This is a genomic window from uncultured Desulfobulbus sp., from assembly GCF_963662935.2.
Classification (GTDB): Bacteria; Desulfobacterota; Desulfobulbia; order Desulfobulbales; family Desulfobulbaceae; genus Desulfobulbus.
This window is the reverse complement of record NZ_CAXXTL010000002.1, coordinates 257720-282184: the sequence shown is the minus strand read 5'-3', so window position 1 is coordinate 282184 and position 24465 is coordinate 257720. Positions and strand designations below refer to the sequence as shown.

Genomic DNA, 24465 nt, shown 5'->3' with positions numbered 1-24465 from the left:
TGGGAAAGTCTTGATATTTCTCAGCGTCTCTCTATCTTGCAAGATGAGCCTCCCTTATGCCAATTCCATCCAGGCCTTCAGCGCCGGTTTGACACCGATGGGCGCCTGGACTGATTTCAGATATGTGTTCTTGATGTGCCTCTCAACCTTAGCTCGTATCTCGGTGAGAGTCTCATTCGGCAGGTTCCGTTTGCGCGGAGTATCGGGATCGCACCGAATGATATCGACTATCTCAGCAGGTTCAGCTGTAATCTTACCTGTCTCCACAACATAGAGATACCAACCGGTTTGCCCGGCTTCCTCGGTCCATTCCGATGGGTCCGGGTTCTCGATCATAGCAGGAGCCGCGGGTAAGGCGTAACAGAAGAAGATCGCCTGTGAATCCGGCGATGGGTGATCCTTCCCACTGAAGACTTTACTCGGAAACGCTTTCAGACGATCTTCGAGGCTGGCATCCATTTTCAACAACTGCTGATATTCCAACCGGAGCTTCTCATGGAAAGTCGCTGAGCCTTCATACTCATGGGTGAAGTCTTTCAACGCGTCAAAGTCATCATCCGGAGTCAGCAGCTTCTTCCCTTCAATACCGAAAACCTTGGAGATGCGCAGTGTCTTATGCGACACCCTGCCATAGAGGTTCAAGAGGTTGTCCAGTTCATCAGGCGGCAGGAAGTTCCAGTAAGTGATAGTTCCGCGAATTTTAGCTTGATCAGGATGATCGGTAACTATTCGAGCTTCAATCATAGGATCCAGGCGACGATCAACACGGCCTATACGCTGCATCAACCGTACAGGATTCCAGTGCAGGTCGTAGTTTATGAGGCGGGTGGCATCCTGAAGGTTTAAGCCCTCAGAGAGCACATCGGTTGAGATGAGCACCCTGGTCTCACTGAGTTTCTTTTCTGCTAGGCCCTCGGACGATGTGTCATTGTAGTAAGGCGAGAATTGCATGACAATCTCACCTCTATCGCGTTTGGCGGAACTGTCCACTTCATCGACACCGGTAATGCCAGCCTTTTCGAGTTCCCTCTTGAGGTATCGCGCCGTGGTCTGATACTCTGTGAACACCAAGACTTTGTGCTTACTCAGCACAGGATCTGCCTTGAGGAGACGAATCAGGGCGCGCAACTTGTCATCATTGGATGGTTTAAATTTCATCAGGTCTTTAAGGAACGAGGCGATCTGATCCAGGTCGAGGATTGTCTCATCAAGTATCGCATCCACATTATATTCTTCGCGTGATAGTTCCTCTACTGACTCCAGCATCTCCGGCGTGATAAGATCGTCGTCCTCATCGTCCGAATCAAGATCATTGATTTCGGATTGGTGCTGCAGTATGTGGGCGAGCACACTCGCATGCTGGGCCTCCCATCGATCTATTCTGCGCTTATCTCCTTCATTCGCATGCTTCTTGAAAAATGATAACAACCGCATCAGGAGAACCTCGCAGGACGATTCAAATGCACACACCGAGCTCTCGAATCGTTTCAGGAACAATGTGCGGATGAGAGCCACAACCGCCTTCTGCCGGTTCTCAGCGAATACGTTGATTTTGGAATCGGGACCGATGTAGTATGCTAATGGATAATAGATGGCCAGACTGAACAACGGCTTCTGTTTCGAAAATGCGTCTTCGATTTCAGTCAGCAGATTCCCATATGTCTTCTTGATTGAGTAATCAGCTACTTTCGGATCTTCCCGTCTTGGGAAAAGCGCATTGTCTATGCCTTGTTGTTTCTGACTCTGTTGAACATAGGCACGGCTCCGCTGGACAACCAGCTCTCTAAATAATCTATCACTGAAGAGAATCTCCTCAGCCTCAACCTGGTTGGTTTCAGTGAGCATTTCAAGATCAGCATTACTGGCATCCACCTGTTTCTGAAGAGCTTTCTCCAGTATACGGAAATGTCCCGGAAGAGAATGAATGCCAAGGGGGGCTTTCTTAAAATAAGCTTGCTCCTTGCGTGAGAACAGCTCGATCATGTGTTGAAGGTCGATCAGCTTATTGTTGATAGGAGTTGCAGTAAGTAGATATAGCTCTTTACCCTCGGCTAACTCATACATGCGTCGGTATCTGGAGGGACGTGTTACCCCCTCCCCCATTTTTCCTCCGGTGTCTTCACCGAGGATCCCCGGATTCCTGAAGTGATGGGCTTCATCTATCACGATTACATCAGCCAGTTTCGCAATACGCTCCAGTCTTTCCTGGAACTCTCCACCGCGATTGAGATCGGTATGATTGAAGATTACCAAATTGCTGAAGTCTCCGCCTTGGTGTCCGAGATAACGTTTCAACTTCGCTTCCCAAACCGGTTTTCGAGCTGCCTTCGGTACAAATAGAGCCACACGTTTTCGCTCATGCTCAATAAGCCGCTCAATCACCATCATACCGATAAATGTCTTGCCCAGTCCGACACCATCACACAGGAAAGCGCCGCCATAATTACGCGCAATCTTGATAAGGGAATGATAGCCTTCTTTCTGATACTCATCAAGGATTGGGTATATCTTCGACTGGTTGAGATCCCATTCCGAGGCTGTTATTTCATGGCTGCGGAAGAACTCCTGAAGTGCCTTAGCGTATATCTCGAAAGGGGAATAATCACGCGTGTGGTGTTCGATAGTTTTGAGGATATCGGCAGAGATATCTAGCGCCTGGCTCCAGTATCCCTCATACCACTCCTGAAGGAGTTCAACCTCGCGGCGTATCTGAATGTTAAGTTCGACATTCTGCGTCAGTCCCGGAACCGTGAAGTTGCTCGATCCCACCAGCGCCGATGAACCGATGATCGCCTGTTTCGCATGGGTGATATAGGCTTTCGCATGGAACTTGTCCTTATTGTAGACACGGCACTCAATCTGGCCACTACGCATTGCCTCAACGATAGCAGGAACTCCGGCAAGGAAATCGTTTTTCTCTTTTTCAGACTCGATACTTTCGTCAAGCCTGTCCTGAACCCGTTTCACACCATCAAGGAGCGCCGTTCTCGTGCGTTTGGACATCTCATCGCCGAGGAGAATCCTGATCTTGTCAAGTTTCTGCCACTGACCGTCCAAGGCAAGGAGCGAGCCGATCTCGAAGAACCCGGTAGCGATATCGAATGCATGAGCGATTTCCGTCCATTCGCGAAGGTATTGCAGAACCTTCCAGTCAGCGTCGCTGTTATCAACGATGAATAGATCGCCCCCCTGGCGCTTGATCGCATTAGAACTCATTAACTGTTCTCCTTTGCCAATCTATGAACGATGACTACATTTGATTATCAAATGATTAAGCAAATCCATTACAAGTATAATAGAGAGATAAATAAGCATATACCTGATTGCCAACTATTGTCAAGCAAATATATTCGTTGAAACAATATACAACAAATAACAACCAGACACATTTCATTTGCTAGAGAATGCAAAACGATAATAAAAGAGACCCCCAATCCTAAGTGACTGGGAGTCTCTTTCCTCATGAAAACTGGTGAGCCCGGTGCGAATCGAACGCACGACCCACGCCTTAAAAGGGCGTTTCCACTCTTCTTTTCCGCCATTTAGCATAAACTACAATGTCATTTTATTCACGATTTCAACGATTGTATAGTACCTGATCATATGTGTTTCTTTTCCTCGCTATGCCAATTCTATGCCACTTCTGATACTCTATGCCAATTCACTATACCTATGATAGTTATTCCTAGATTTTCGCCGTCTTTGCAATCCTAATTAATTCTTCTTTGTAATTATACGATTATTTCTGTAGGTATATTAAGCATATTTATAACCGGGGTGTATAAATCAATCCTTTGATCCGGAGTATTCAATGAGACAATGAGTGTATACCGTGCCCTGCTATTCCACTTTCCCTGGTTGGTACGTGACTTCCACCAACCCGTAATCAGATAAATACCGATCACATTGCATGTGGCAACATCCGCTGCTGTACACTCCCATAGAACGCATTGAAGCATTCCAATTGCTGCTGCCCGTGACATGGGTCCTCTGTGGCATCAACATCAAGTATTACCTGTTTTGATCTTTCAGGAAGCTGCGCAATCACATTCTCTGCGATTATGCGGCCCATCCTGATCAGGTCTCTTCTGCCAACTGCATTCTCAAGTCTTGATATTGTCGGCTGACTCCCCAAGTCAAGTCCGGTCTTGGGCAATCGACCGCATGCTGTCTTAAGAGCCGGGTCATATCGGAGCCTATCAAGGTCATTTGCATCTTCATATCATGTAATAGCGTAGATCCGTTCCTGCATCAGAAGCTTTATTGAATGGTCTACCTTCACCTGATCTCGCTTATCATCAAATGCCAGTGCAAGTAAGGACGTTAGTCCCATCTTCTTGTCTGCAGCAGATACCAGAGCAACACCGGCATCTGAACTGATATCGCCTCCATCAAAAAGAACTACTACTTCATGATTAGATACTGAAGGAAAATCAAGTGATAATGTCGTATTTGTCATTGGGCATACCTCTGTTTTTAGTTTGTCGTGGTAACATACTATTCGACAGAGTGTGCCCATTTTACTCTATTCATGAATAATTCAGGCTAGCTCTTGTTTTCGTTCCAGATGGCAACCAGCCGTTTTACAGCCGATACCATATCATCAGCACATACGACCGCAGATATCACTGATGCTGACTCAATTCCTGATTTGGCAATCTCCGCAATGTTTGATTCATTGATTCCGCCGATTGCAACTATCGGGAGATACGTTGCCGCCTTCAACAGTGGAAGCACACAAACGCCTGTTGCATCACCGGCATCTGATTTTGTCGATGTGTTGAATACCGGTCCTACGCCCAGATGATCTGCTCCATCTGCCTTGGCGCGTTTGGCTTCATCTACTGTTACCGCAGATATCCCAAGCAGCTTGTCACCCAGCGCTTGCCGAAGCTCTTTTGCCGGACGGTCACTTTGCCCTGCATGCATACCATCTGCATCACACGCCAGCGCAACCTCTAGACGGTCATTCACGATGAAAAGGGCACCGGCATCAGATGTCAGTTTTCTAATCGTTTTACCGCATTCTATCATATATTCATCAGAAGCCAGTTTATCTCGAAGCTGGATGACAGTTACTCCGCCTTCGAGAGCCGTTTCTACTATTTGTACATGCGTGCGTCCCGGATAAATCGTTTCGTCGGTAATCACATAAACGCCGTTTAGTTTATTCATCAATTCGTTTTTCATCGTTATTCCTTTGTCGTATTCTATCGGGTTGATTGCACTTTAATATCATACTATCATATCAAACCGCATTCAAGGTCTTGACAGAACTGTAACCGCAGCCGGAGAAAAATGTCGAACCTTGTCATGCGAGAAGGCTGCGTAATACACTTTGCCGTTTGTTGGTGCAATTGGATGTGTATATGTCATCCGGCTATTGGCGGAACCCGAAACATCGGCAACAAGTTTCCCATTTCGAGGGTCGGTCGGGAATCGATCGGTGCGGAAGCAGATCCATGTCGCCTGTAACTTGGTTTCTGGTGGGTTCCTCCAACTAAGAGTGACCTTGCCGTCCTGCATCGAAGCCTTGAACTCTGTCGGCACATCAGGGGATGACTGGGCTCTTACCAGTTCTGCACCATTATAAGGTGCAGGGTCGAAGTTCGGTTTATCAGCAGACCAGCTCCACTCGCCGATGAACGGGAAACATGCGAGTTCATCCGGGTTGTTAAGTGAGGTTTGTTTGCTGCCACACCGATACTTGTTGAATGCCACTACGCCTAATATGCTATGCCGTTTAGCCGCCTGGCACCAGGAATAGATATTTTCGATCCCGGGAGGGTAAACGCCATACGGCGCTCCCAGTGATTGCAAACCATTCTCATTCCATATATTCAGAGATGGGAAGTCGGTATGATGCCCGGTATAGAACCAGTCGCAGAGGATGATATCTTTCGGTATCTTGGAGACAGCTTTGTAGAGATTCCACGGCTCACCGCCATTCTGGTCTTGGCGAAGCATATCAGCCCACATCAGCATCTTGATCCCCTTCGAAGCCAGATAGTCTCGGTCGTTTTTCAGAAATTCTGTGAATAAGGTGACTGGATCTTCGCCTTTGCAATACTGGCACTCACCGATTGAGCCGATTTCATCCCAACCCATATTGATATATTTCGGGTGAAATGCATCTATCTCATCCTGGAGTAGATCATGCATCAGCTTCTGAGCCTTCGGATTGCAGGGGCAGAGGTTCTCGGCGGTACCCCCGGCATTCGGGGATTCCAGTAAGTCGGAGTTCATATCCTCGGCAGTCTGCCACTCCCAGGAGTGAGTCCAACTCGGACCGGTGGGGATCACCTCCATGAAGTGCTTCCGCGCGAAATCGGCAACTTGTTTCACCTGTGCCAGGCTTGATGGGTTCGGCTCTCGGTCCTTGCGGTCGTAGTATAGCTCGGGATGTGATGGCCAGATGGTTCCGTATGAGATGTGGAACTCGATCACATTGAGTTTATACCTCGCCATGATCTCTGAAACAACTTCCTTTGTGTAGTCGACATCGAAGTTGCCGCGCACTCTGACCATCGTCCCGCGCCACGGCATATCCGGGTAGTCGTAACAGAAAAGACCATCAATCCTGTTTTTGCCAAATCTCTCGATGATTTGGATGAGAGTCTGGCATCCGTAGAATGTCCCTGCCTGATCGAATCCTGCGATGACAACTGCGTCCTTGTTGATGCCGAGTATGTATCCTTCTGTTTTTGGTTTCTTGCCAGATGCAGCCTTCCAGTGCTTGAGATGTGATGCGACCGCCCTATTCCCGGACCTACTGCCAATTGCGATGACATTGTTTGTTGGAGCGCCTGTTTTAGATTGCACTATCTTCAGGTTGTAACCGGTAACATCCCAGATCTTCCTTTGGAGTTGTGCAGCCGTGAACCTGTCTTTCTCATCTGGATGGCTATTGATCACTATCCGAGTCTTGGCGTTGATGCTGAATTCATCTCGTGTATTCCAGGAGATATCCTGAGGCGTGGGTATGATTCGGATTGCGGCTTTCGGCAGGTTGGTAGATACTTGATCAGCATGGGCTCCGATTGCACCTATGATGAGTATGATAACTGTGAGAGTCAGGATTAATGATAGAATTATAGTTTTATTTAGATTATATATCATAAGAGATTCTTCCTGTTAAATAAATCTTAGATACGGGAATTATACCATCATTTCACAGGAATTATATTTCTCAAATTGGTTCTCTGATAATTCAAGCAGATTCCCATTCGTCCTATATGTCCCACACGTCCCATCATACCAATCACGGCGGAATGCAGATAACCCCATTTGAACCAAAGCTATGATTTTGGTATAATTTCTCAGGTATGCAATTTATAAGGATAATATATGGCGAAGACACACACCCGATATGTTTGCCGGCAATGTGGATTCCAGACTCCTAAATGGGCAGGTAAATGCCCTGAGTGCGAGCAGTGGAATACATTCGATGAAGAAGCTGCACCGCGCGCAACCTCATCCAAACGTGATGTGCTGCCGGTCTTCGATCCGCCGAAACCTCTCTCGCAGGTTATAGTGGGTGAACACCATCGGCACAGCTCCGGGATAAAGGAGCTGGATCGTGTGCTTGGCGGCGGAATCGTCCCGGGTTCGGTTGTATTGATCGGCGGTGATCCCGGCATCGGTAAATCGACGTTGCTCACACAAGCGGCAGGGAATCTCAGTCGAAGCGATGAGATTACGCTCTATATATCCGGTGAGGAATCTCCGGAACAGATCAAACTGCGCGCGAACAGGCTGGGTGTGGCATCTGATAAGCTGTATCTGGCATCGGAGACGGACATCGAACAGGTTGAAGCCTGCATCATGAGTCTGAAACCCGGTGCGGTGATCATCGATTCCATCCAGACGATGCGCGACCCGGAGCTGGAATCGGCACCTGCAACGGTCAGCCAGGTGCGTTCATGTACATCTATCCTGACCAGGATTGCGAAGAGCAGTAAGATACCGGTATTCATCGTAGGCCATGTCACCAAGGAAGGTGCAATCGCAGGACCGCGTGTGCTTGAGCATATCGTAGACACGGTGTTATACTTTGAGGGCGACCGTCATCAGTCATACCGGATACTCCGCGCGGTGAAGAACAGGTTTGGCTCTACGGATGAACTCGGTATATTCGAGATGTGTGAAGAAGGTCTGCGTGAGGTTTCCAATCCATCTGAGATTTTGCTGTCTGAACGACCACTGCACAGTTCAGGATCGGTTGTGTCAGCCGCAATCGAAGGCACTCGTCCGCTCCTTGTTGAGGTGCAGGCACTTGTGGCTCCATCGTATTTTGCGGCTCCAAGGCGGATGGCAACCGGTGTCGACTACAACCGCACGATGCTCATTCTGGCGGTTTTGGAGAAACGTGCAGGATTCAGCTTCGCTAACCAGGACGTGTATGTGAACGTAACCGGCGGCGTGAAGATAGAAGAACCTGCCCTTGATCTGGCAATTGCAGCAGCGATAGCGTCCAGTTTGAAGGACATGCCTGTAGATCCGAAAGTGGTGATCATTGGCGAGATTGGGCTTGCGGGTGAGGTTCGCGGCGTATCACAGGCTGAGAAGCGGATCAAAGAGGCGTCCCGGCTGGGTTTTGAGCGGGCGATAATTCCTTCGCACAACAAGAAGACCACACCTGATGGGATGAAGGTCGCAGGTGTGCAGTCGGTTTTCAAGGGAATCGAAGCTGCGATAGGCGTCTTCAGAAAACCGGCGAAATCCGAGTAGGGAATTAGGCTGTAGGTGTTTAGGCTGTAGGGGTGGCTGGCGAAGTCTGAATAGCTGCTTTTGAGATATTAACATAGATTAGCAGGATGGGCAGGATAGAGATCAAGGTTTCTTGATGTGCGTAGGGGACGCTCGCTGAGCGTCCCGCAGATCTTCCCATTAAGAGACTTAGGTATTATGTGAAACAAGACGGAGCGGAGCGGCGTCCGCTCCCTACATACGCAAAATCATCCGTTTTTATCCTGTTAATCCAGTCTATCCATGTAAAATAAAGATTAATGACAATCCAGGAAGTGATATCATGGTATATAAAAAAACAAATGAATCTACATCAGATTTGATGACAATAATCCAGGAGCGCAAGAAGGCTCGGAATGCCATCATACTTGCGCATAACTATCAGATTGACGAGGTGCAGGACGCGGCAGACTTCGTGGGCGACTCCCTGGAGTTGAGCCGTAAAGCTGCGGACACATCTGCTGATGTGATTGTGTTCTGTGGTGTGCATTTCATGGCGGAAACGGCGAAAATCCTGTCACCTCAGAAAACTGTTTTGATACCGGACATCAAGGCCGGGTGTCCGATGGCTGATATGATAACCGTCGAGAAGCTGCGGGCATTCAAGGCGAAATACCCGGGACGACCGGTTGTGGCATATGTGAACACATCTGCCGAGGTGAAAGCTGAGGTAGACATCTGCTGCACATCTGCCAATGCAGTCAAGATTGTTGATTCAGTTGATGCAGATGAGATACTCTTTGTGCCAGATAAGTGCCTTGCGGATTACGTTGCGGCGCGCACGACAAAGAAGATCATCCCATTCTCAGGATTCTGTCCAACCCATCATCGAATCTTACCTGAGCAGATCTTGAAGCAGAAAGAACTGCACCCGAATGCAATTGTCATCGCACACCCCGAATGCACCCGTGCGGTGCTTGATCTTGCGGACGGCATCTTCAGTACATCCGGCATGATCCGGTTTGTGGACGAGAGTCCGGAGAAAGAATTTATCGTCGCTACTGAGCTGGGGATACTACATCGTTTGAAGAGGAGTCATCCTGATAAGTCGTTTTACTCGCCATCTGAGCAGACAGTCTGTCCGAACATGAAGAAGATCACCCTGGAGAAACTGGCATGGTCACTTGAAGATATGCAGTACCCGATTGAGCTTCCACAAGAGATCATCGAGAAGGCGCGCGGCTCAATTGAGCGAATGATTGCCGTCACTTAGGAGATTAGGCTGTAGGGGTGGTTGGTGAAAGCCAGGTCTCAGTGATGATGAGTTAGCACCTTCCGGTAATCCCAGATGTCCCATACATCTCATTCGTCCCAGAATTTACATTTCCGGTATCGGGAAAAGGGTTTCCCGATACATCACACATGGGGGTTATTAACATGAATTACCTTGAAATAGAAGACATCGTCAGGCGGGCGCTCATTGAGGATATCGGGAGCGGCGACATCACTACCGAGTTGACCATCCCTTCGGAATCTGTGTCGAATGGGTACATCATCGCTAAGGAGCACGGCATTGTTGCTGGGATCGATGTTGCATCGCTGGTATTCGGGTTGACGGCAAACAGCTACTACAATGTAGATGAGTTCCTGTTTACCGCATCTGCCACTGATGGGGATGTGGTTGAGCCTGGTCAGACACTGGCGCTCGTTGAGGGTTCAACACGCGTCATCCTCACTGCCGAAAGGGTTGCGCTGAACATCATGCAGCGGATGTCCGGGATCGCCACACGGACCGCCAAGTTCGTTGAGATGGTGGCGCATACCAAGGCGAAGATCATCGATACACGCAAGACGACTCCCGGACTTAGGATGCTTGAGAAGTATTCCGTGCGGATGGGCGGCGGAAGTAATCACCGGTTCGGACTTTATGATGCGGTTCTGATTAAAGATAACCATATCCAGGCGTGCGGAGGTATCACTCAGGCTATCACAAGCGCGAAAACATGCGCACCACACACCGTGAAAATCGAAGTTGAGACGGATACCGTATCGCAGGTCGAGGAGGCTCTGGCAGCAGGAGCAGACATGATCCTGCTGGACAACATGACCCCTGAAATGCTGCGCCAAGCAGTCGACCTCTGCAAAGGTAAAGCGCTCACCGAAGCATCCGGAGGCATCACAGAAGAGACAATCATCTCCATCGCCGAAGCCGGTGTAGACCTGATCTCCATCGGTGCACTTACGCATTCGGCGAGGGCGCTTGATATCAGTCTAGATATTATAGGCTGAAGACTGAGGACTGAAGGCTGAAGGGGATTCACAAGTAAATTTGGTATATATGCTGTAAGTTTTTACTTCATCTATAATTTTGGGAGATAATGTATGCGCGATCACTCCAAGCTTCGCACATTTGAACTTGCTGATAGGGTTGCACTTTTAGTATATGAGGTAACGCGATCCTTCCCGAAAGAGGAAATGTATGGACTAACTTCTCAGATGCGGCGAGCAGCGATATCAGTTCCTTCGAACATTGTTGAAGGTTGTGCGAGAACCAGTCAGGCAGAATATCTTCATTTTCTGCAAATTGCATTTGGTTCTATAAGGGAACTCCATTACCAGTTTGGATTAGCACAACGCCTTGGATTCATCGATGATAAAGAAGATTCCGATTATAATGCACTTATTATCGAAACCGAAAAGGCATTATCTGCCCTAATCCGCTCAATGCGCGTAAAATAAGGTTAAACTATTGATTGAGCGAGATATTACTCATCCTTCAATCTTCAGCCTTTAATTTTCAATCATAATTTCATTGAGAAAGGTACATGTAGGCTCAAAATACTGAAGGAAAACCAACCTGCTTTTACTTCAGCCTTCAGCCTTCAGCCTAATATGCTACACACCATTTTCCGTTACAGCCGAATCACATCAACCAACGACATCGCTCGGACGATGGCGGAGAATGGTGCGTCTGAGGGGACTGTCGTTGTTGCTGAGACTCAGAGCGCGGGGCGGGGACGTCCGGGTAAGGACTGGGTGTCTCAACCCGGCACTGGACTCTATCTCAGTGTTGTGCTGCATCCAAAGGCTCCGTTGAAGGACTTCTGGCAGATGGCTTTCGTGATGGCGGTGTCGGCAGCAGATTCGATAAGAGAGGCAACAGGACTCAATGCGGAGTTGAAGTGGCCGAACGACGTCCTGATCAATGGGCGCAAGGTGTGCGGAATACTCATTGAGACCCTCAAAGGCGACGAGAAACGTCATGCGGCGGTTGCCGCGGGTATTGGGGTCAATGTGAACAACACGGACTTTCCCGCGGAAATCGCGCGTAAAGCGACATCGATCTCGAAGGAACTTGGCGCTACGATTGAAATCAGTAACATCGAAGGTAGTCTGCTTGCGTCGATCAACAAGTGGTATACCGTCTACAGTGATGAAGGTTTCACTCCCATAATTTCACGCTGGAGGGAGTTGGACTGCACTGCCGGAAGAAACATCTCAGTAGATACGCCTGACGGACTGCTTGAGGGAACTGCGCTTGGCGTAGATGACAACGGCTCTCTGGTCATAGAACGTCCGGACGGAACCCGCGTCTCCATCCACACCGGCGAAACGATCTGGAGAGCGGATGGGTGATTTGCGGCTGATCTTACATGTTTAATAAACAACCGTGTGTAATCGAGGCTATTTCGGTAAGCGATTGATCTATGGTTTGGGACGGGGAGGCTCCTGCCGAACCTGGGGTAACAAATGATACTCAGGCTCAGCGGGAGCTTCGCCCTCCCTGACTCATGTGATACTCTTCATTCGAGTTATAAATAGTTGTCATCTGAGTGAAAATGAAGGATCCTGCCAGTATGAAATCACTGCGTTTACGGGATCCTTCACTCTATTCATGGTGACATTCTGTTCTTATGCATTCAGGTTTTGGTATCGCTCCTCACCCCATCGCCTTTTCGCCCCATCACCGCATCTACCCTATTTCCACTCTCTGAATATCTTCGCGAGGACGAGGGCTGCCGGTTTCGGGTCGCCGTTCACGTCTACGATCGATGTATTCGCGAGGCATGGGTAGCAGTCGTGGCCCATCCAGATGATCACGCCTCCGCACTTCGGGAAACGGTCTTTGCAGCCCTTCACCGCGATGCTGAGGGACTCTGCCTGGCGTTTCTGGCTCCATTCTACATACTCGTCAATTGTAGACGGCTGGTAGCCCATATCGGCTTCGAACTTGTCGCCTTCGATCCACCATGCTGTCGGAAGCCGCCAGAGCGGATTCTCCATTGACACAGGGAGCGGATTAAGATGTCCTGCTCGCTTCTTGATAATCTCGACTGACGATGTACCTGGGCATCCGGTTTCTGAACGGAAGAGGGAGTCGTCGCCTTCCCATTCTTTTATCCATGATGACATATCGCCGGTGGGTTTCCATGGGCCGTGAACGTCCCAGTGACGTCCCTCACCGTAGTGTGCCGGATCAGCGCCGAAGCTGGGTCCTGACGGTGATGTAGGCAGAAATCTTCGTGTAGGATCGTTCGCCTCAACAACGGTTTTCAGTTTCGCAAGCATTGGATGTGTATCATCGACCGGCGTCCAGTCGGCGTTGATCAGCTCGTTACCGCCGCACCACGCAGCAAGCGACACATGATGCTGTCGCCTGTCGATGTATGTCTTCGCGATGGCAGCCATCTCATCGATAGCTTTCAGGTCGGTTGGCGGGTAGTTGTCGATGCCGGATGACGAGAGCGGGAACTCCTGCCAGACCATGATCCCGGCTTCGTCGCACAGGTTGTAGAAGATCTCCTTCTCAAGGACGGCGCCGCCCCATACGCGGAAGATGTTCAATCCCAGCTCTTTGTAGAGGGAGATTCGTTTTCGATAGTCAGCTTCGGTCACCTCCGCGAAGTTCGGAAGGATCGGAACCCAGTTTACACCCTGCAGGAAGATCGGCTTCCCGTTGACGACGCATATCCACGGATCGGCGCCTTCAGGTGCGTCTTCGTTCTGCATCCAGGTCAGCTCCTTGAAGCCGACTCTCCGTCTTATGCAGTCGATCGCCCTGCCGTCAGCACCGGTCATCACGCATGATACATCGTAGAGAGGCTGTTCCCCGAACATATTCGGCTGCCAGAGTTCGATGGGGATACCGTTCCATGCGACTCCCACCGATGTGAATTGCGATGCTGAGAGGGTCTCTTCTTTGATGACCTTGCCATCCTTCGCAAGGGTGATAGTGACATTCGCGCCATCAGATGCCAGCGCACGGCCTTGTAACCTCAGTGAGCCGGTTGATGCTGATGAAACCGCTCCTGTTACGCACTGGAAGTCGGCGATCTCCTGTTTGTCCGTCGCTTCGATGTATATGGCGTCCCAGATGCCGATCTGCATCAGGCGGATACACCAGTCCCATGTGTAGTAGAATCGGGGTTTCCATTCAACAATCTGGCTTGTGAATCCAGCCTGACCGAGCCATCTTGGGGAGTTCTCGAAGATGATCTGCAGGACATTTGTCTCTTCCGCAAGATGCGGCGTCAGATCGAAGGTGTATGGTGTGTATGATCCGCAAAACTTCTCGATGATCTTGCCGTTAAGGACGATGCTTCCCTTGTAATCAAGACCAAGACAGTTCAGGCGATAGGTTTTCCCGCTCTCGAACCATTCTTTTGGCAGAACAGCCTCATAGATCCAGTCGCGGTTTTCTACCCATTCGCATCCAAGCCAGTTGGATTCGACATTCCAGTCAGCGATTACGCCTGCCGTTCTGAGTGCTTCCTGCACTGAGCCGGGCACCTTCGCCGGAACCGCAAGCACCTCTGAGCTGGGTGTCTCCCCGATCTCCATCGTCTGAGTCAAACGCCAGATATAAGGCGTCCACCCGGTGAGACGCCAGTTAAGCTGTGACAAATCATATTGTGTTTTCATATAAAATCCTTATTTGTATGATTAGAATACCAAGTGTAGATATTGGGCAAAAGCAGTGGAAATACCTTCAAAAAAAGCGCCCGGAGCAGAATAATCTGTCCGGGCTAATGCGGGAGGTTGGTTCACTATCTGATAAAACGGTCTACGCTGTCACCTTGCTTCTAGAGGAAACAGTCGATGCGAAGGCTTTCAGATTTTCAATCGGAGTTCCGGGTGGAAGGTCGCAGCCGGATGAGATGATGAACCGTTCGCAGTCAGCCATCCTGTCATAGAGCTTCAAAGTCTCTTCACGGACTGATTCCGGTGTGCCGCGCAAGAATATCTCGGTTGGATCAAGGTTGCCCATAAGGACCACATTTTGTGCTACGCGCGGGTAGATCGCCTGCGGATCGGTAACAGATCCCACATGAAGCGCCTCAATGCCGGTTGCGCACAGACTCTCAACCAGATGCTGAATCCTGCCGCAGTTATGCAGGGACGGGGTTTTGCCTTCAGATTTGATCAGAGCGACAAGTTCTTTGATGTAGTCATTGGAGAACTCGTTTGCATCATCAACATTCAACATACCGGATGCGGGTTCAAGCACCATCAGACCGTCTACGCCTGTATCAAGGAGAGCTTTAATGTATTTCTTCAATAATGTGTTGCATTTACCAAGCACCGCATGAACCAGCTCAGGCTCTAACTTTGTCGCGATGGCGATCTCTGTCATCCCCATGAGTCTTCCCGCTATGGAGAAGGGACCAAGCACATATGCCCAAACGAGTTTGTTTGGAAATGCCTTCTTCAAAGCTGAACATGTATCTACGAACACATTAAGCCGGTTGCCGACACCGATTTCCGGGATTACAAGTGCCTCTGCGTCTTCGATGGTTTCTACCTTGATGCCGGTGACTGCCGGAAGTTCATCGATGTGCCAGTTGATTTTAGCACCGAGAGCTTCTGCTTCGACGGTAAGGTCCATCATCGGGAATGCAATATCCAGGTCGACTGCGTTATGCAGTGCGATAATTGTTTCTGCCTGCAGAGTGCCGTCATGAAGGTTCTGCTCTACGGTTGTATGAGTAAAGACTTTCCCCGGGAATCCCGCAAGCGGAGCCTTCACCGGTTTTTCCATCTTGTTGAATGTACCTATGAAATTCATTGAATTATTCTCCCTCCCGCATCTTCGCGGATATATCGATGATCTGTTATCAGACCATCGATAACATCTTACCCCTATTTCATGTGATAATCTTGCATAATGGTATGATATATTTGGCAACTTCATGCTGCTGTTTGGCAATGTAGCGCTTTTTGTGATTCTCGTGCTCTTTTTGGGTGTGTCATTGTCGATATTGTTTAACTTATCAGGCAGATGGAGAAAATAACGTGAATGGACATATGTGAATTCACGAAGTTCCAGCACCTTGAAAACTATCTATAGAAACTATGAAGGATTACTGAAACCTGCAACGAAATAGTATATATTAGATTGGCATAGTTCAGATGCTGAGGTGCGTACAGTTAATGACAGATGAGTTGATAGAAGCGGCGGCATGGAAACTTGTAAGCGAGGATCGAACCGTGAGGACAGAAGCTTACAAGATAATCAAAGAGTTTGGTGGGAGCGCAGTTCCTGTTCTGATGCAGGTTGCACGCGAGTGGGACGAGAAACAGCAGGGATGCTGGTTGGGCATATTCGCAGGTGGAAGTCCGACAGAATCCCTAGTATATGCCATTAAAGATGCAGCAGCAATCGAGCCGCTGGAATCGTTGATGGGCGATCCTGATCCGGTGTTTCGGCGCTTTGCGGTTTTTGCACTCTGTGAGATAAATGATCCGCGTGTCCTGGATATCATCGAAAAGGCAGCCAATGATGATGATCCCGTGGTTCGTTCAAATGCTGTAAGAGGATATTGCAATGTTTCATCAGGTAATCAGAAAGCATTTGAGCTTACTATGCACGCCATATATGATCCGGATGAAAGAGTGCGAAAAACTGCTGCGAATATATTGAGGAGAGTCGGCGGTCCGGAGTCTGTTGATGTATTGATTTCAGCGTTAAATGATCCTTCAGAAAAGGTCGCTGTAAGCGCGGCTTCCACTATTGGAGTAATGAGAGCTGAGGAAGGAGTAGAGCCATTAATCAGAGTATTGCAGAGTCAAAACAACAGTGTTGTTAGTTCGGCTATACGTGCTCTTGGAAAACTATGTGACTCTCGTGCGGTAGATCCTCTACTACAAGTATTGAATAATTCAGATTATTTCTTGAGATCATCAGCGTTGGAAGTTCTGAATGAGATCGATCCAAACCGTGCTATCAGTTCTGCGATCAATTCATTACATGATCTACACTATATGGTACGCAAATCAGCCGTGGATTTACTCGGTAACTCTGGAAACAATGACATGTCTGATTATATTGCACAAATGCTTGATGATGAAGAGCCATCCGTGAGGCAAGCGGCACTAAATGCATTAGCGACGCTGAGTGATAATCGAGCGTTTGAGCCACTCGTGAATTTATTAAAAATCGAGCCGAAGTTTGAACCCGTGTTGGTTGGTGTAAATCCGCAGCAATATCGTGATGAAGATGAGAATCGTTTTGCACGTGAAAGAGCTGCCAAGTTCCTTGGCATACTCGGTAATCCATCAGCGATTCAGCCCCTGGTTGATGCACTTGCAGATCCATCAACAGAGATCAATGCCGCTGTCGCACTATCAAGGATTGGAAATGATAGAGGTATACAGCATCTTCTTTCGATGCTTGACCCATCACATAAGAAATCTTATTCTTTAATAATTCGAACTCTGGGCGATATCAAAGATATCCGTGCTGTGAAGCCACTGATCAAACTACTGGATTCGAATGAGCCTCTTGGGTTATCGCATCATGATGTGCTGAACGTGCTAGGAAGCATCGGATCTGATGAAGCGATAGACAAGTTGAAATCAATTGTGGCTGAAGGTCAACATGACGCTCTTGATGCGGCTTTGGCTCTTGCGAAAGCAGGATATGACGTCGGTTTTGATTATCTAAGATCAGAACTCGAATCTTGCAGTAAACCATCTTGGCGGGTTATGCATAAATTAAGGTACATCAATGATCAACGTGCCATCGACCTGATGATAGATGCACTTAACGTTAACGATGATACTTATAAAATCGAGGCAATTCAAGGTCTGTGCGGAACTGATGATTCTAGAGTATTTGGGTTATTGAGCGGATTACTTGATGATGAGAGCCGACAGGTGAGATTGACCGCATGGAGAGGCATTAATAAGATCAAGTGCAAAATACGAAAATGTGCGCAATAGAGCACTTATAATAATTTTTGTGTTTCCTGCAACTTTTAACGCCAGAAATACTCTTAACATATATCAACCAAATAGTTTACGATGTAGTATTATGTAATGAGTCTTAATCAGGATCAGGAGGGTTTTATGAAACGAATATTGTGTTTGCTGTTTATATTGATTTTCTCAGTAAGTGTTGTGGCACAAACAACGGTGCCTGCAGCCGCACCAACAGCGCCTCCCGCAAAGGATGTGCGTCTGGACAAGAAGGTTTCTCTCTCATTCAACTCCGGCAAACTGGAGGATATCCTTGCATCGATGAGCAAATCGTCGGGCATCGACTTCACTGCCGGAAACAACGACCGCGACTGGCGGGTGAGAGAGCGAAAAGTTACGATCTATGCAAAAGATATATCTGTCGGCTCAGTGATGGATGAACTCTCTAAACTGCTTGGATACAGAGTCTCCCGTCAGGGTAAAGAGAATCAGTGGAGCTACCTCTTCTGGCAGGATTTGAAATCGAAACAGCTTGAGGCAGAGATGGTAACAGCTGCCAAAGCTGATGCCGCTGACAGAGCGATGAAACTGCGGCAGTCAGCCCTGGATTCCGCACAGGCTGCACTTGATATGTCGCAGGAAGATGCATTGAAACTGAAAGATACAGATCCATGGACTGCCTATTTGGGCGGTACAAAATCAGGCAGAGGATTCGCCAGCCTTATGGAAGGAATCAGTCAATTCTCGCCTGTAGAAAGCGACTTGATGCTTCGCGGTCAGGGTGTGAATATCTCTCTTGATAGCTTGCCCGCCAATGTAGCACAAGCGGCAAACGACAGCACCTCAGGCGGATTTGGTGGAATGATCCGTCAGATGGCGCAAGGCCAACTGGATAACGTCAGACCATCTGGTATCTCTTTCCTGCCAATGGGTGAACTGGGCGGTGGAGCGATGGCCGGTATGGCTGGATTCGGTGGTATGGCGATCATCACAGGCACGGTACCCGGTATGCCTGATATGGGCGGCATGAGTCCATTTGGAGGCGGAGTTCCACTGGGGATTTTCCCGATTACAAGCGGAAACTCTCTGGTTGGAGGAGTCTTCGGCAAAATGCTCTTCGCGATGGATGAAGGTAAGAGTTTGGCAGATACTATCGCTCAAGTGGCGGCGCAATCAACAGATCCTGACTTACTGGCAGAATCTCTTGCACGAGAGTCAGTCACAGAGAAAAATCCGCCAACAGATCCTGATCTTACACGCGAGATAGAAGTTAAAGACATGCGCAAAGATGTTGTGATGTCACAGAATGATCCTTCAAAAACAAAAGAAGGACAGGGGAAGATGATCGAAGAGATCAGCCGTGCATTCGGTATGCCGGTGATTGTGGAGGCATTCAACAGCTCAATGCCGGTTGGACCGTTTGTTCGGCCCGGAAAGCAACCTCTATATAAAGTGTTAGTGGCATTTGAAAAAGCTGGATACATCTGGGAAAAAGGCTCCGGCACATTCAGGGTTAGACCTGAAGACTGGGCGCTTGAACGATCTTATGAAATCCCCGATGCTTTCATCCAGCAATACAAAGATATTCTTGCAAAACAAGGTGAGTTCACACTGGAAGACATCGCGAACATTGCATATGTTCTTACAGATGATCAGATACAGAACAACTTGGTGGCAGAACCTGAACTGACATATGCCCTCATGGGACTTATGTCGCCGGTTGGAGGAAGCCGTGGACTTCTTCGCGTATATGGCTCACTGAACAATCAGCAGAGAGCGGCAATCAAAAGCGCGCAAGGACTGCCTTTCCAGCAACTATCAAACGTGCAGTGGGATAGGCTGAATGCGGTTATTACAGATAAAGTCGGCGGTGCATACATCAACAGCGGATCAATCCGGCTTATACCTCAGAGTGTTGATACCAGCAAGGCGAACACACCGCAAGCGGCGCAGATGGGCACAATGAACATGGCGATTTTCGAAACCACATTGCAAGTGAATGATGAGCAGAAACCTCGGGTCCTCAGAGATGTAATCGTCATTTATGGCAAACAGCAGCTTGAGATGATGAAAACCATGCAGAAGAATGCCCAGGATGCAGCGAAAAAGGCAAGTGATGCGAAGGCAGCATCTACCCCGACTAAATAGTCAGATGAAATGCGTGTAACATTGTATTGATTGAAAACTCCGCCGATGCTTTGAATGTTAATGACATCGGCGGAGTTTTAGCTTATCATATTCGAAAATTCGTGGTTAGACTGTTTTGTCGATTTTGTTTATCCTGTAAATTCCTATTAGCAGTTGGTATCTGGAAAAGGTTTCTCGATACATCAATGGGGCAAGATGATGTAGATCTTATGCCAACCTGCATCATCTACCCCTACAGCCTAAATACCTACTTTTGCGTTTACAGTGATGCATACCTCTGAATTACTGGAAGCGGCTGGTCTGACGGCCATGCCATCTCATATTCTATGCCCGGCAGAAGGTCGAAGATGTCATCGGTGACCGGTGCTTCACCATCAATATCGAGGCAGACGCCCCATACAAAAACAGGTGACCTGAAGATCGCCTTGTCGCCGCGGCGTTCAATGCTGACTTCCGGTTTCGCCCACTTCAAGTCTTTGAACTTGGTGACGAACAGCCGGTTCTGGGATACAGGCTCTCCATCTTTGTAGAGTATCCCGAACACACCGGAAACATCTTCACCGATCGCTTTCCAGTCTGCAAGTGATATCTCATCAATCACTATTGCTGCATTGGGAACAAGAGTCACATCAACACTCTTATTAATGGGTAGCCCTCCTGCCATCTGGAAAATCCCATATACGGCTTTCCCCTGCCATGTCTCGAGTGTGTCATTCACACCGAATATCTTCACCACATCTCCGTCAACCGCGGGAATGATGCGGATAGGCTCGAATGCACGCCTTACAGGATGGTATGCCATCTTGCGCCGGTTGTAGTAGTCAACAATCGTCCAGCCATGCGATGCAGGCCATGTGTCGTTATACATCCAGAAGATAGCAGATGATGAGCTGAACATCCTGCGCCGGAAGTTGTTTGCGTATTCCTGCAATCCCTCACCTTGAAGAACTCCGCTGTAGAACACGTAGTCATCGAGTGCAAGTTCATCAGCCTTCTTGCCAACCCAGTAGTCGACCGCGCTGTAGCAGAGATTATCTACCCAGTAGTTGCATGCGTTATCGTGGAACTCCCATGAAGGAGATCGTAGGTACTGCTGGTCTGCCGGCAGGAACTGCCGAAGTGTGGCCGGAGACGATGCGCCAAGAACGCCGCCTTCATTGGGGAATCGGCTGACATCGCCGCGGTAATGCCAAAAGTTTGGACCTTCTCCCTGGAGGCTGACGTTCCACGGATGCTGATCGCCGGTTGTGCGGTCGTTCGGCTCTCGGTGGTTTGTTGAATACGGTGAACTCGGCCAGTATGGTCGCGATGGATCTTCCTCCGCCATAATGCGCGGGAAGTAGAAATGGAACAATGAATGGTCGGGAAGCGGTTTGCTCTTCTGGAAATCCCAATATGGATATACCCATTCAAGTTCGTTGTTGCCGCACCATACCAACAGGCTGGGATGCGGGGACAGGTCGCGGACTATGTGTGTGACTTCATCGCGTACCAGTTGGTTGAACTCACCATCATCACCGGGGTATTTGGCACATGCAAAGATGAGGTCGTGCCACACCATGACGCCGAGTTCGTCGCATGCATCCAGGAACGCATGGTCGGTATACATGGCGCCGCCCCAGATTCGGAGGGCGTTGAAGTTCGCATCGACCGCCAGTTCAACCAGTTTGCGGTACCGTTCAGCCGAGGTTTCCGCGAAGATGATGTCGGGATGCACCCAGTTGCCGCCTTTTGCGAAGATCGAAGCGCCATTTACCTGAAGGATGAAATACTCACCCGTTTCAGGATGCGGATCCTGGCAGATTCCGATACTGCGGATACCGGTCCGGCGCTTTGCGATATCGACAACCTGGTCATCAACGAGAACCTTGATCTTCACATTGTAGAGCGGTTGGTCGCCATGAGGTCGAGGCCACCAGAGCTTAGGATTATCGACATCGACTGCCAGATCATGCCTGGATACACCAGCTGGAAGCTCAACATCAATATCAACCACAGCACTGATATCAGGGACCTTCATCCTGATTTTCGCCTTGATTGGTTCAGCCGTTGGATTGTCGATAAAAACTCTTGTGTGAATTTTCGCAGATTTGTGATCGTCAGCCAGTTCTGGATACACTGTCACGGCATCGATTCGGGCGCTGTTTGTCCATTCTAGATGCACCGGGCGCCAGATGCCGACGTTGATCAGACGCGGACTCCAGTCCCATGAAAATGACGACTGAGGCTTTCTTAACCATGACCGTTTCGATAACTGATCAGGCAGACCTGGGCAATACGGTGCTCCGGGTTTATCTGCAACTCCATACAAACCGCTCTCGATTCTGACGCAGAGCAGGTTCTCGCCTTCAACCAGTTTACCGGTCACATTGATGCGGCACGGCGTGTAGAAGTCGTTGTGCCTGCCGATTTCCTGCCCATTGAGGTAGATCACCGCATTGAGATCGAGACCTTCGAATACAAGCCAGGCATTCTGCGCGACAGCATCGGCAGGTGCATCGAATCTGGTGCGGTAGACCCATATCTGCTCCTCAACCCATCTGGCAGACTGAGCGTTCATCCCGATGTTGACGTCGCCGATGAGTCCGGCAGCTTCCAGGTCGAGATGTACATCGCCAGGCACCTGTGCCGTGATGAAGGTTCGCTCATCAGCGCCTGCCGAAATGAATCCTTCTGGCTGCCCGTGCTGGCCATCGAACCCTTTGACTTTCCACTTTCCGTTTAGATCCAATTTTGATAACATATAGTTTCCCCTTATGTAATATTCTATTGAAAAGCTGCGTATGATTTATGATGATATTGTTCGTGTTGAAAAGGTGTTTTACCTGCATGGTTTTCTTTTTTAGTGATGTTTCTTTCCAGGAGTGTAGATGGGGCACCTTGAAAACATTTTATTGAATTATAAGACATATAAGACATATAGGACGAATGGGTTACTAGGTTAGAGATGTAGAATATAACGGAACTATTATTAGGCTGTCTCACTTTGTTTCGGCTGATTTGCAGTGACATTGCAAATCAGCCGAATATTAGAGATCTTATACTAGAGGCACCATCAAAGAAATGTGTTTTTGGGGTGTGATGCAGTAGTTGCATCTACTTAACAGGCCTCAGCGTAATCACCGTGATTTCTGCGGGGCAGTTGAACCTTACCGCGATGGAGTGCATACCCAGACCGCGGTTCACATAAAGCTGAGTGTCGCCGACCTGATAGAGACCAGCAAGATACTTCACATCGGACATGCGAAACGGCCAGCCAACTTGTCCGCCGTGCCAGTGACCGGCAAGCGTCAGATCAACATGGTTGCCGGATTCATTGATTGAATCAACCCCATCAGGATCATGAATCAGAGCTATGGTTGTCTGTATATCAGGTGCCGGCTGCTTTTCACTATCTCCGCGGATCAGCAGTTTCTTTCTACCTATGGTGATTACCGTTGAGTTTTCATTAACAACATGAATGCCCAGCTTCTCCATGCACGGTATTATCTCCATGTTGTCCCAGTTGCCCATGCACGCATATACGCCATACTTTGCTTTGAGTTCGCCAAAGAAGCGATACGCCTCCTCTGCGCACTCCTGCCATGTGTATGTTCCGGGTGTGATCCCATCATCCTCGATGTAATCACCCGTCAGGCAGATGATATCTGGATTGAGAGCTTTGATCTTCTTAAGAGCTCGTTCTTCCCGTTTACCGAGTTTCACGATATGCAGGTCTGAGAGTTGAACAATCTTCAATCCGTCAAACTCAGACGGCAGACCGTTGATATACACAGTCTGCCGAATTACACGCGGATAGTATGGCTCGATGTAGAACCCATCAATCAGGCATATGCCTCCCACGACTGCTAGAATGCCAAGTGTGAGTAATATCCGTTTGATGAATCTTTTCGAGATGAGCTGCATCGTTATTCCAAGTCGCGGATTACCGCTGACTCACCGCAGTTGGGGAACTTCACGCAATGGATGCATTCTGTCCACACTTTCTGCGGCAACTCGGATTTATCGATGTCACTGTAGCCGATTTTCTTGAAAAACTCGGGTTTATAGGTAAGCGCAAATACTTTGCTTATGCCAAGTTCAAGGGCTTCATTCATGCAGACCTGTACCAGCGAGCGACCATAACCTTTGCGCTGATATGATTCATCTACAACGAGAGCTTTTATCTCAGCCAGGTCACCCCAGCATATATGGAGCGCACAAGTGCCTATAATGCGTCCGTCTTCTTCCATGAGGATAAACTCCCGAAGATTCTCATATAACTGATTTAACGAGCGGGGCAGAAGCTCGCCCTTATCGGCATATTGATTAATCAACGCCTGCATCTCAGGCACATCTTTTACATTTGCTTTCCGAATTTCCATAATTTTCGCCCTTTCACTGGCTGATAAATATAAAAAAAGCCGTCGGCCCTAATCCGGACTGACGGCT

Annotated in this window: 15 protein-coding genes and 1 pseudogene; 7 read left to right on the top strand and 9 right to left on the bottom strand. The window is 48.7% G+C overall.

The genetic code is table 11. From position 1 onward, the window contains the following. Nucleotides 1-54: 54 nt before the first annotated feature. From ACHZCX_RS05680 to ACHZCX_RS05665, 4 genes and pseudogenes are all read right to left on the bottom strand, one after another. Nucleotides 55-3216: a helicase-related protein gene (locus ACHZCX_RS05680; RefSeq protein ID WP_319586268.1), complete on the bottom strand. Its 3162-nt coding sequence runs from the start codon at nucleotides 3214-3216 to the stop codon at nucleotides 55-57. Between the two features lie 685 nt (nucleotides 3217-3901). Next, a pseudogene (locus ACHZCX_RS05675) lies at nucleotides 3902-4459 on the bottom strand (transposase). Between the two features lie 86 nt (nucleotides 4460-4545). Next, a complete protein-coding gene (gene thiE / locus ACHZCX_RS05670; RefSeq protein ID WP_319586267.1) occupies nucleotides 4546-5190 on the bottom strand; it encodes a thiamine phosphate synthase in 645 nt (214 codons plus the stop codon). 69 nt (nucleotides 5191-5259) lie between these two features. Further along, complete coding sequence (locus ACHZCX_RS05665; RefSeq protein ID WP_319586266.1) at nucleotides 5260-7119, bottom strand: glycoside hydrolase family 20 zincin-like fold domain-containing protein; 1860 nt, start codon at nucleotides 7117-7119, stop codon at nucleotides 5260-5262. Between the two features lie 228 nt (nucleotides 7120-7347). On the opposite strand from ACHZCX_RS05665, the gene radA reads away from it, so the two are divergent. From radA to ACHZCX_RS05640, 5 genes are all read left to right on the top strand, one after another. Next, a complete protein-coding gene (gene radA / locus ACHZCX_RS05660; protein ID WP_319586265.1) occupies nucleotides 7348-8730 on the top strand; it encodes a DNA repair protein RadA in 1383 nt (460 codons plus the stop codon). Nucleotides 8731-9031: 301 nt separating this feature from the next. Beyond that, nucleotides 9032-9961 carry a quinolinate synthase NadA gene (gene nadA, locus ACHZCX_RS05655; protein WP_319586264.1) on the top strand — a complete coding sequence of 310 codons (930 nt, stop codon included), beginning with the start codon at nucleotides 9032-9034 and terminating at the stop codon, nucleotides 9959-9961. A 158-nt stretch (nucleotides 9962-10119) separates the two neighbouring features. Next, nucleotides 10120-10977, top strand: a complete 858-nt coding sequence (gene nadC, locus ACHZCX_RS05650; RefSeq protein WP_394708813.1) for a carboxylating nicotinate-nucleotide diphosphorylase — start codon at nucleotides 10120-10122, stop codon at nucleotides 10975-10977. A 93-nt stretch (nucleotides 10978-11070) separates the two neighbouring features. Continuing rightward, nucleotides 11071-11427 (top strand): four helix bundle protein, encoded by a 357-nt coding sequence (locus tag ACHZCX_RS05645; protein ID WP_319586262.1) that lies wholly within the window; start codon nucleotides 11071-11073, stop codon nucleotides 11425-11427. Nucleotides 11428-11580: 153 nt separating this feature from the next. Then, nucleotides 11581-12324, top strand: a complete 744-nt coding sequence (locus tag ACHZCX_RS05640; RefSeq protein WP_319586261.1) for a biotin--[acetyl-CoA-carboxylase] ligase — start codon at nucleotides 11581-11583, stop codon at nucleotides 12322-12324. A gap of 342 nt (nucleotides 12325-12666) precedes the next feature. Here the strand turns inward: ACHZCX_RS05640 and ACHZCX_RS05635 are convergent, their stop codons facing one another. Beyond that, nucleotides 12667-14610, bottom strand: a complete 1944-nt coding sequence (locus ACHZCX_RS05635) for a glycoside hydrolase family 2 TIM barrel-domain containing protein (protein ID WP_319586260.1) — start codon at nucleotides 14608-14610, stop codon at nucleotides 12667-12669. A gap of 142 nt (nucleotides 14611-14752) precedes the next feature. Continuing rightward, nucleotides 14753-15754 (bottom strand): uroporphyrinogen decarboxylase family protein, encoded by a 1002-nt coding sequence (locus ACHZCX_RS05630; protein ID WP_319586259.1) that lies wholly within the window; start codon nucleotides 15752-15754, stop codon nucleotides 14753-14755. A 365-nt stretch (nucleotides 15755-16119) separates the two neighbouring features. Here ACHZCX_RS05630 and ACHZCX_RS05625 point away from each other — a divergent pair, with 365 nt between their 5' ends. Together ACHZCX_RS05625 and ACHZCX_RS05620 are read left to right on the top strand one after the other, a co-directional pair. Further along, a complete protein-coding gene (locus tag ACHZCX_RS05625) occupies nucleotides 16120-17910 on the top strand; it encodes a HEAT repeat domain-containing protein (RefSeq protein ID WP_319586258.1) in 1791 nt (596 codons plus the stop codon). A gap of 126 nt (nucleotides 17911-18036) precedes the next feature. Beyond that, on the top strand, nucleotides 18037-20034 hold the full coding sequence (locus ACHZCX_RS05620) for a hypothetical protein (RefSeq protein ID WP_319586257.1): 1998 nt from the start codon (nucleotides 18037-18039) through the stop codon (nucleotides 20032-20034). Nucleotides 20035-20293: 259 nt separating this feature from the next. Here ACHZCX_RS05620 and ACHZCX_RS05615 read toward each other — a convergent pair whose 3' ends face one another. From ACHZCX_RS05615 to ACHZCX_RS05605, 3 genes are all read right to left on the bottom strand, one after another. Further along, nucleotides 20294-22777 (bottom strand): sugar-binding domain-containing protein, encoded by a 2484-nt coding sequence (locus tag ACHZCX_RS05615; protein WP_319586256.1) that lies wholly within the window; start codon nucleotides 22775-22777, stop codon nucleotides 20294-20296. Between the two features lie 353 nt (nucleotides 22778-23130). Next, on the bottom strand, nucleotides 23131-23940 hold the full coding sequence (locus ACHZCX_RS05610; protein WP_319586255.1) for a metallophosphoesterase: 810 nt from the start codon (nucleotides 23938-23940) through the stop codon (nucleotides 23131-23133). 2 nt (nucleotides 23941-23942) lie between these two features. Further along, nucleotides 23943-24398: an N-acetyltransferase gene (locus tag ACHZCX_RS05605; RefSeq protein WP_319586254.1), complete on the bottom strand. Its 456-nt coding sequence runs from the start codon at nucleotides 24396-24398 to the stop codon at nucleotides 23943-23945. Nucleotides 24399-24465 lie beyond the last annotated feature (67 nt).

Excerpts from the sequence above, each read along its gene's own strand:
- ACHZCX_RS05680 (WP_319586268.1), bottom strand. The coding sequence starts at position 3,216 with ATGAGTTCTAATGCGATCAAGCGCCAGGGGGGCGATCTATTCATCGTT.
- thiE (WP_319586267.1), bottom strand. The coding sequence starts at position 5,190 with ATGAAAAACGAATTGATGAATAAACTAAACGGCGTTTATGTGATTACC.
- ACHZCX_RS05665 (WP_319586266.1), bottom strand. The coding sequence starts at position 7,119 with ATGATATATAATCTAAATAAAACTATAATTCTATCATTAATCCTGACT.
- radA (WP_319586265.1), top strand. The coding sequence starts at position 7,348 with ATGGCGAAGACACACACCCGATATGTTTGCCGGCAATGTGGATTCCAG.
- nadA (WP_319586264.1), top strand. The coding sequence starts at position 9,032 with ATGGTATATAAAAAAACAAATGAATCTACATCAGATTTGATGACAATA.
- ACHZCX_RS05645 (WP_319586262.1), top strand. The coding sequence starts at position 11,071 with ATGCGCGATCACTCCAAGCTTCGCACATTTGAACTTGCTGATAGGGTT.
- ACHZCX_RS05640 (WP_319586261.1), top strand. The coding sequence starts at position 11,581 with ATGCTACACACCATTTTCCGTTACAGCCGAATCACATCAACCAACGAC.
- ACHZCX_RS05635 (WP_319586260.1), bottom strand. The coding sequence starts at position 14,610 with ATGAAAACACAATATGATTTGTCACAGCTTAACTGGCGTCTCACCGGG.
- ACHZCX_RS05630 (WP_319586259.1), bottom strand. The coding sequence starts at position 15,754 with ATGAATTTCATAGGTACATTCAACAAGATGGAAAAACCGGTGAAGGCT.
- ACHZCX_RS05625 (WP_319586258.1), top strand. The coding sequence starts at position 16,120 with ATGACAGATGAGTTGATAGAAGCGGCGGCATGGAAACTTGTAAGCGAG.
- ACHZCX_RS05620 (WP_319586257.1), top strand. The coding sequence starts at position 18,037 with ATGAAACGAATATTGTGTTTGCTGTTTATATTGATTTTCTCAGTAAGT.
- ACHZCX_RS05615 (WP_319586256.1), bottom strand. The coding sequence starts at position 22,777 with ATGTTATCAAAATTGGATCTAAACGGAAAGTGGAAAGTCAAAGGGTTC.
- ACHZCX_RS05610 (WP_319586255.1), bottom strand. The coding sequence starts at position 23,940 with ATGCAGCTCATCTCGAAAAGATTCATCAAACGGATATTACTCACACTT.
- ACHZCX_RS05605 (WP_319586254.1), bottom strand. The coding sequence starts at position 24,398 with ATGGAAATTCGGAAAGCAAATGTAAAAGATGTGCCTGAGATGCAGGCG.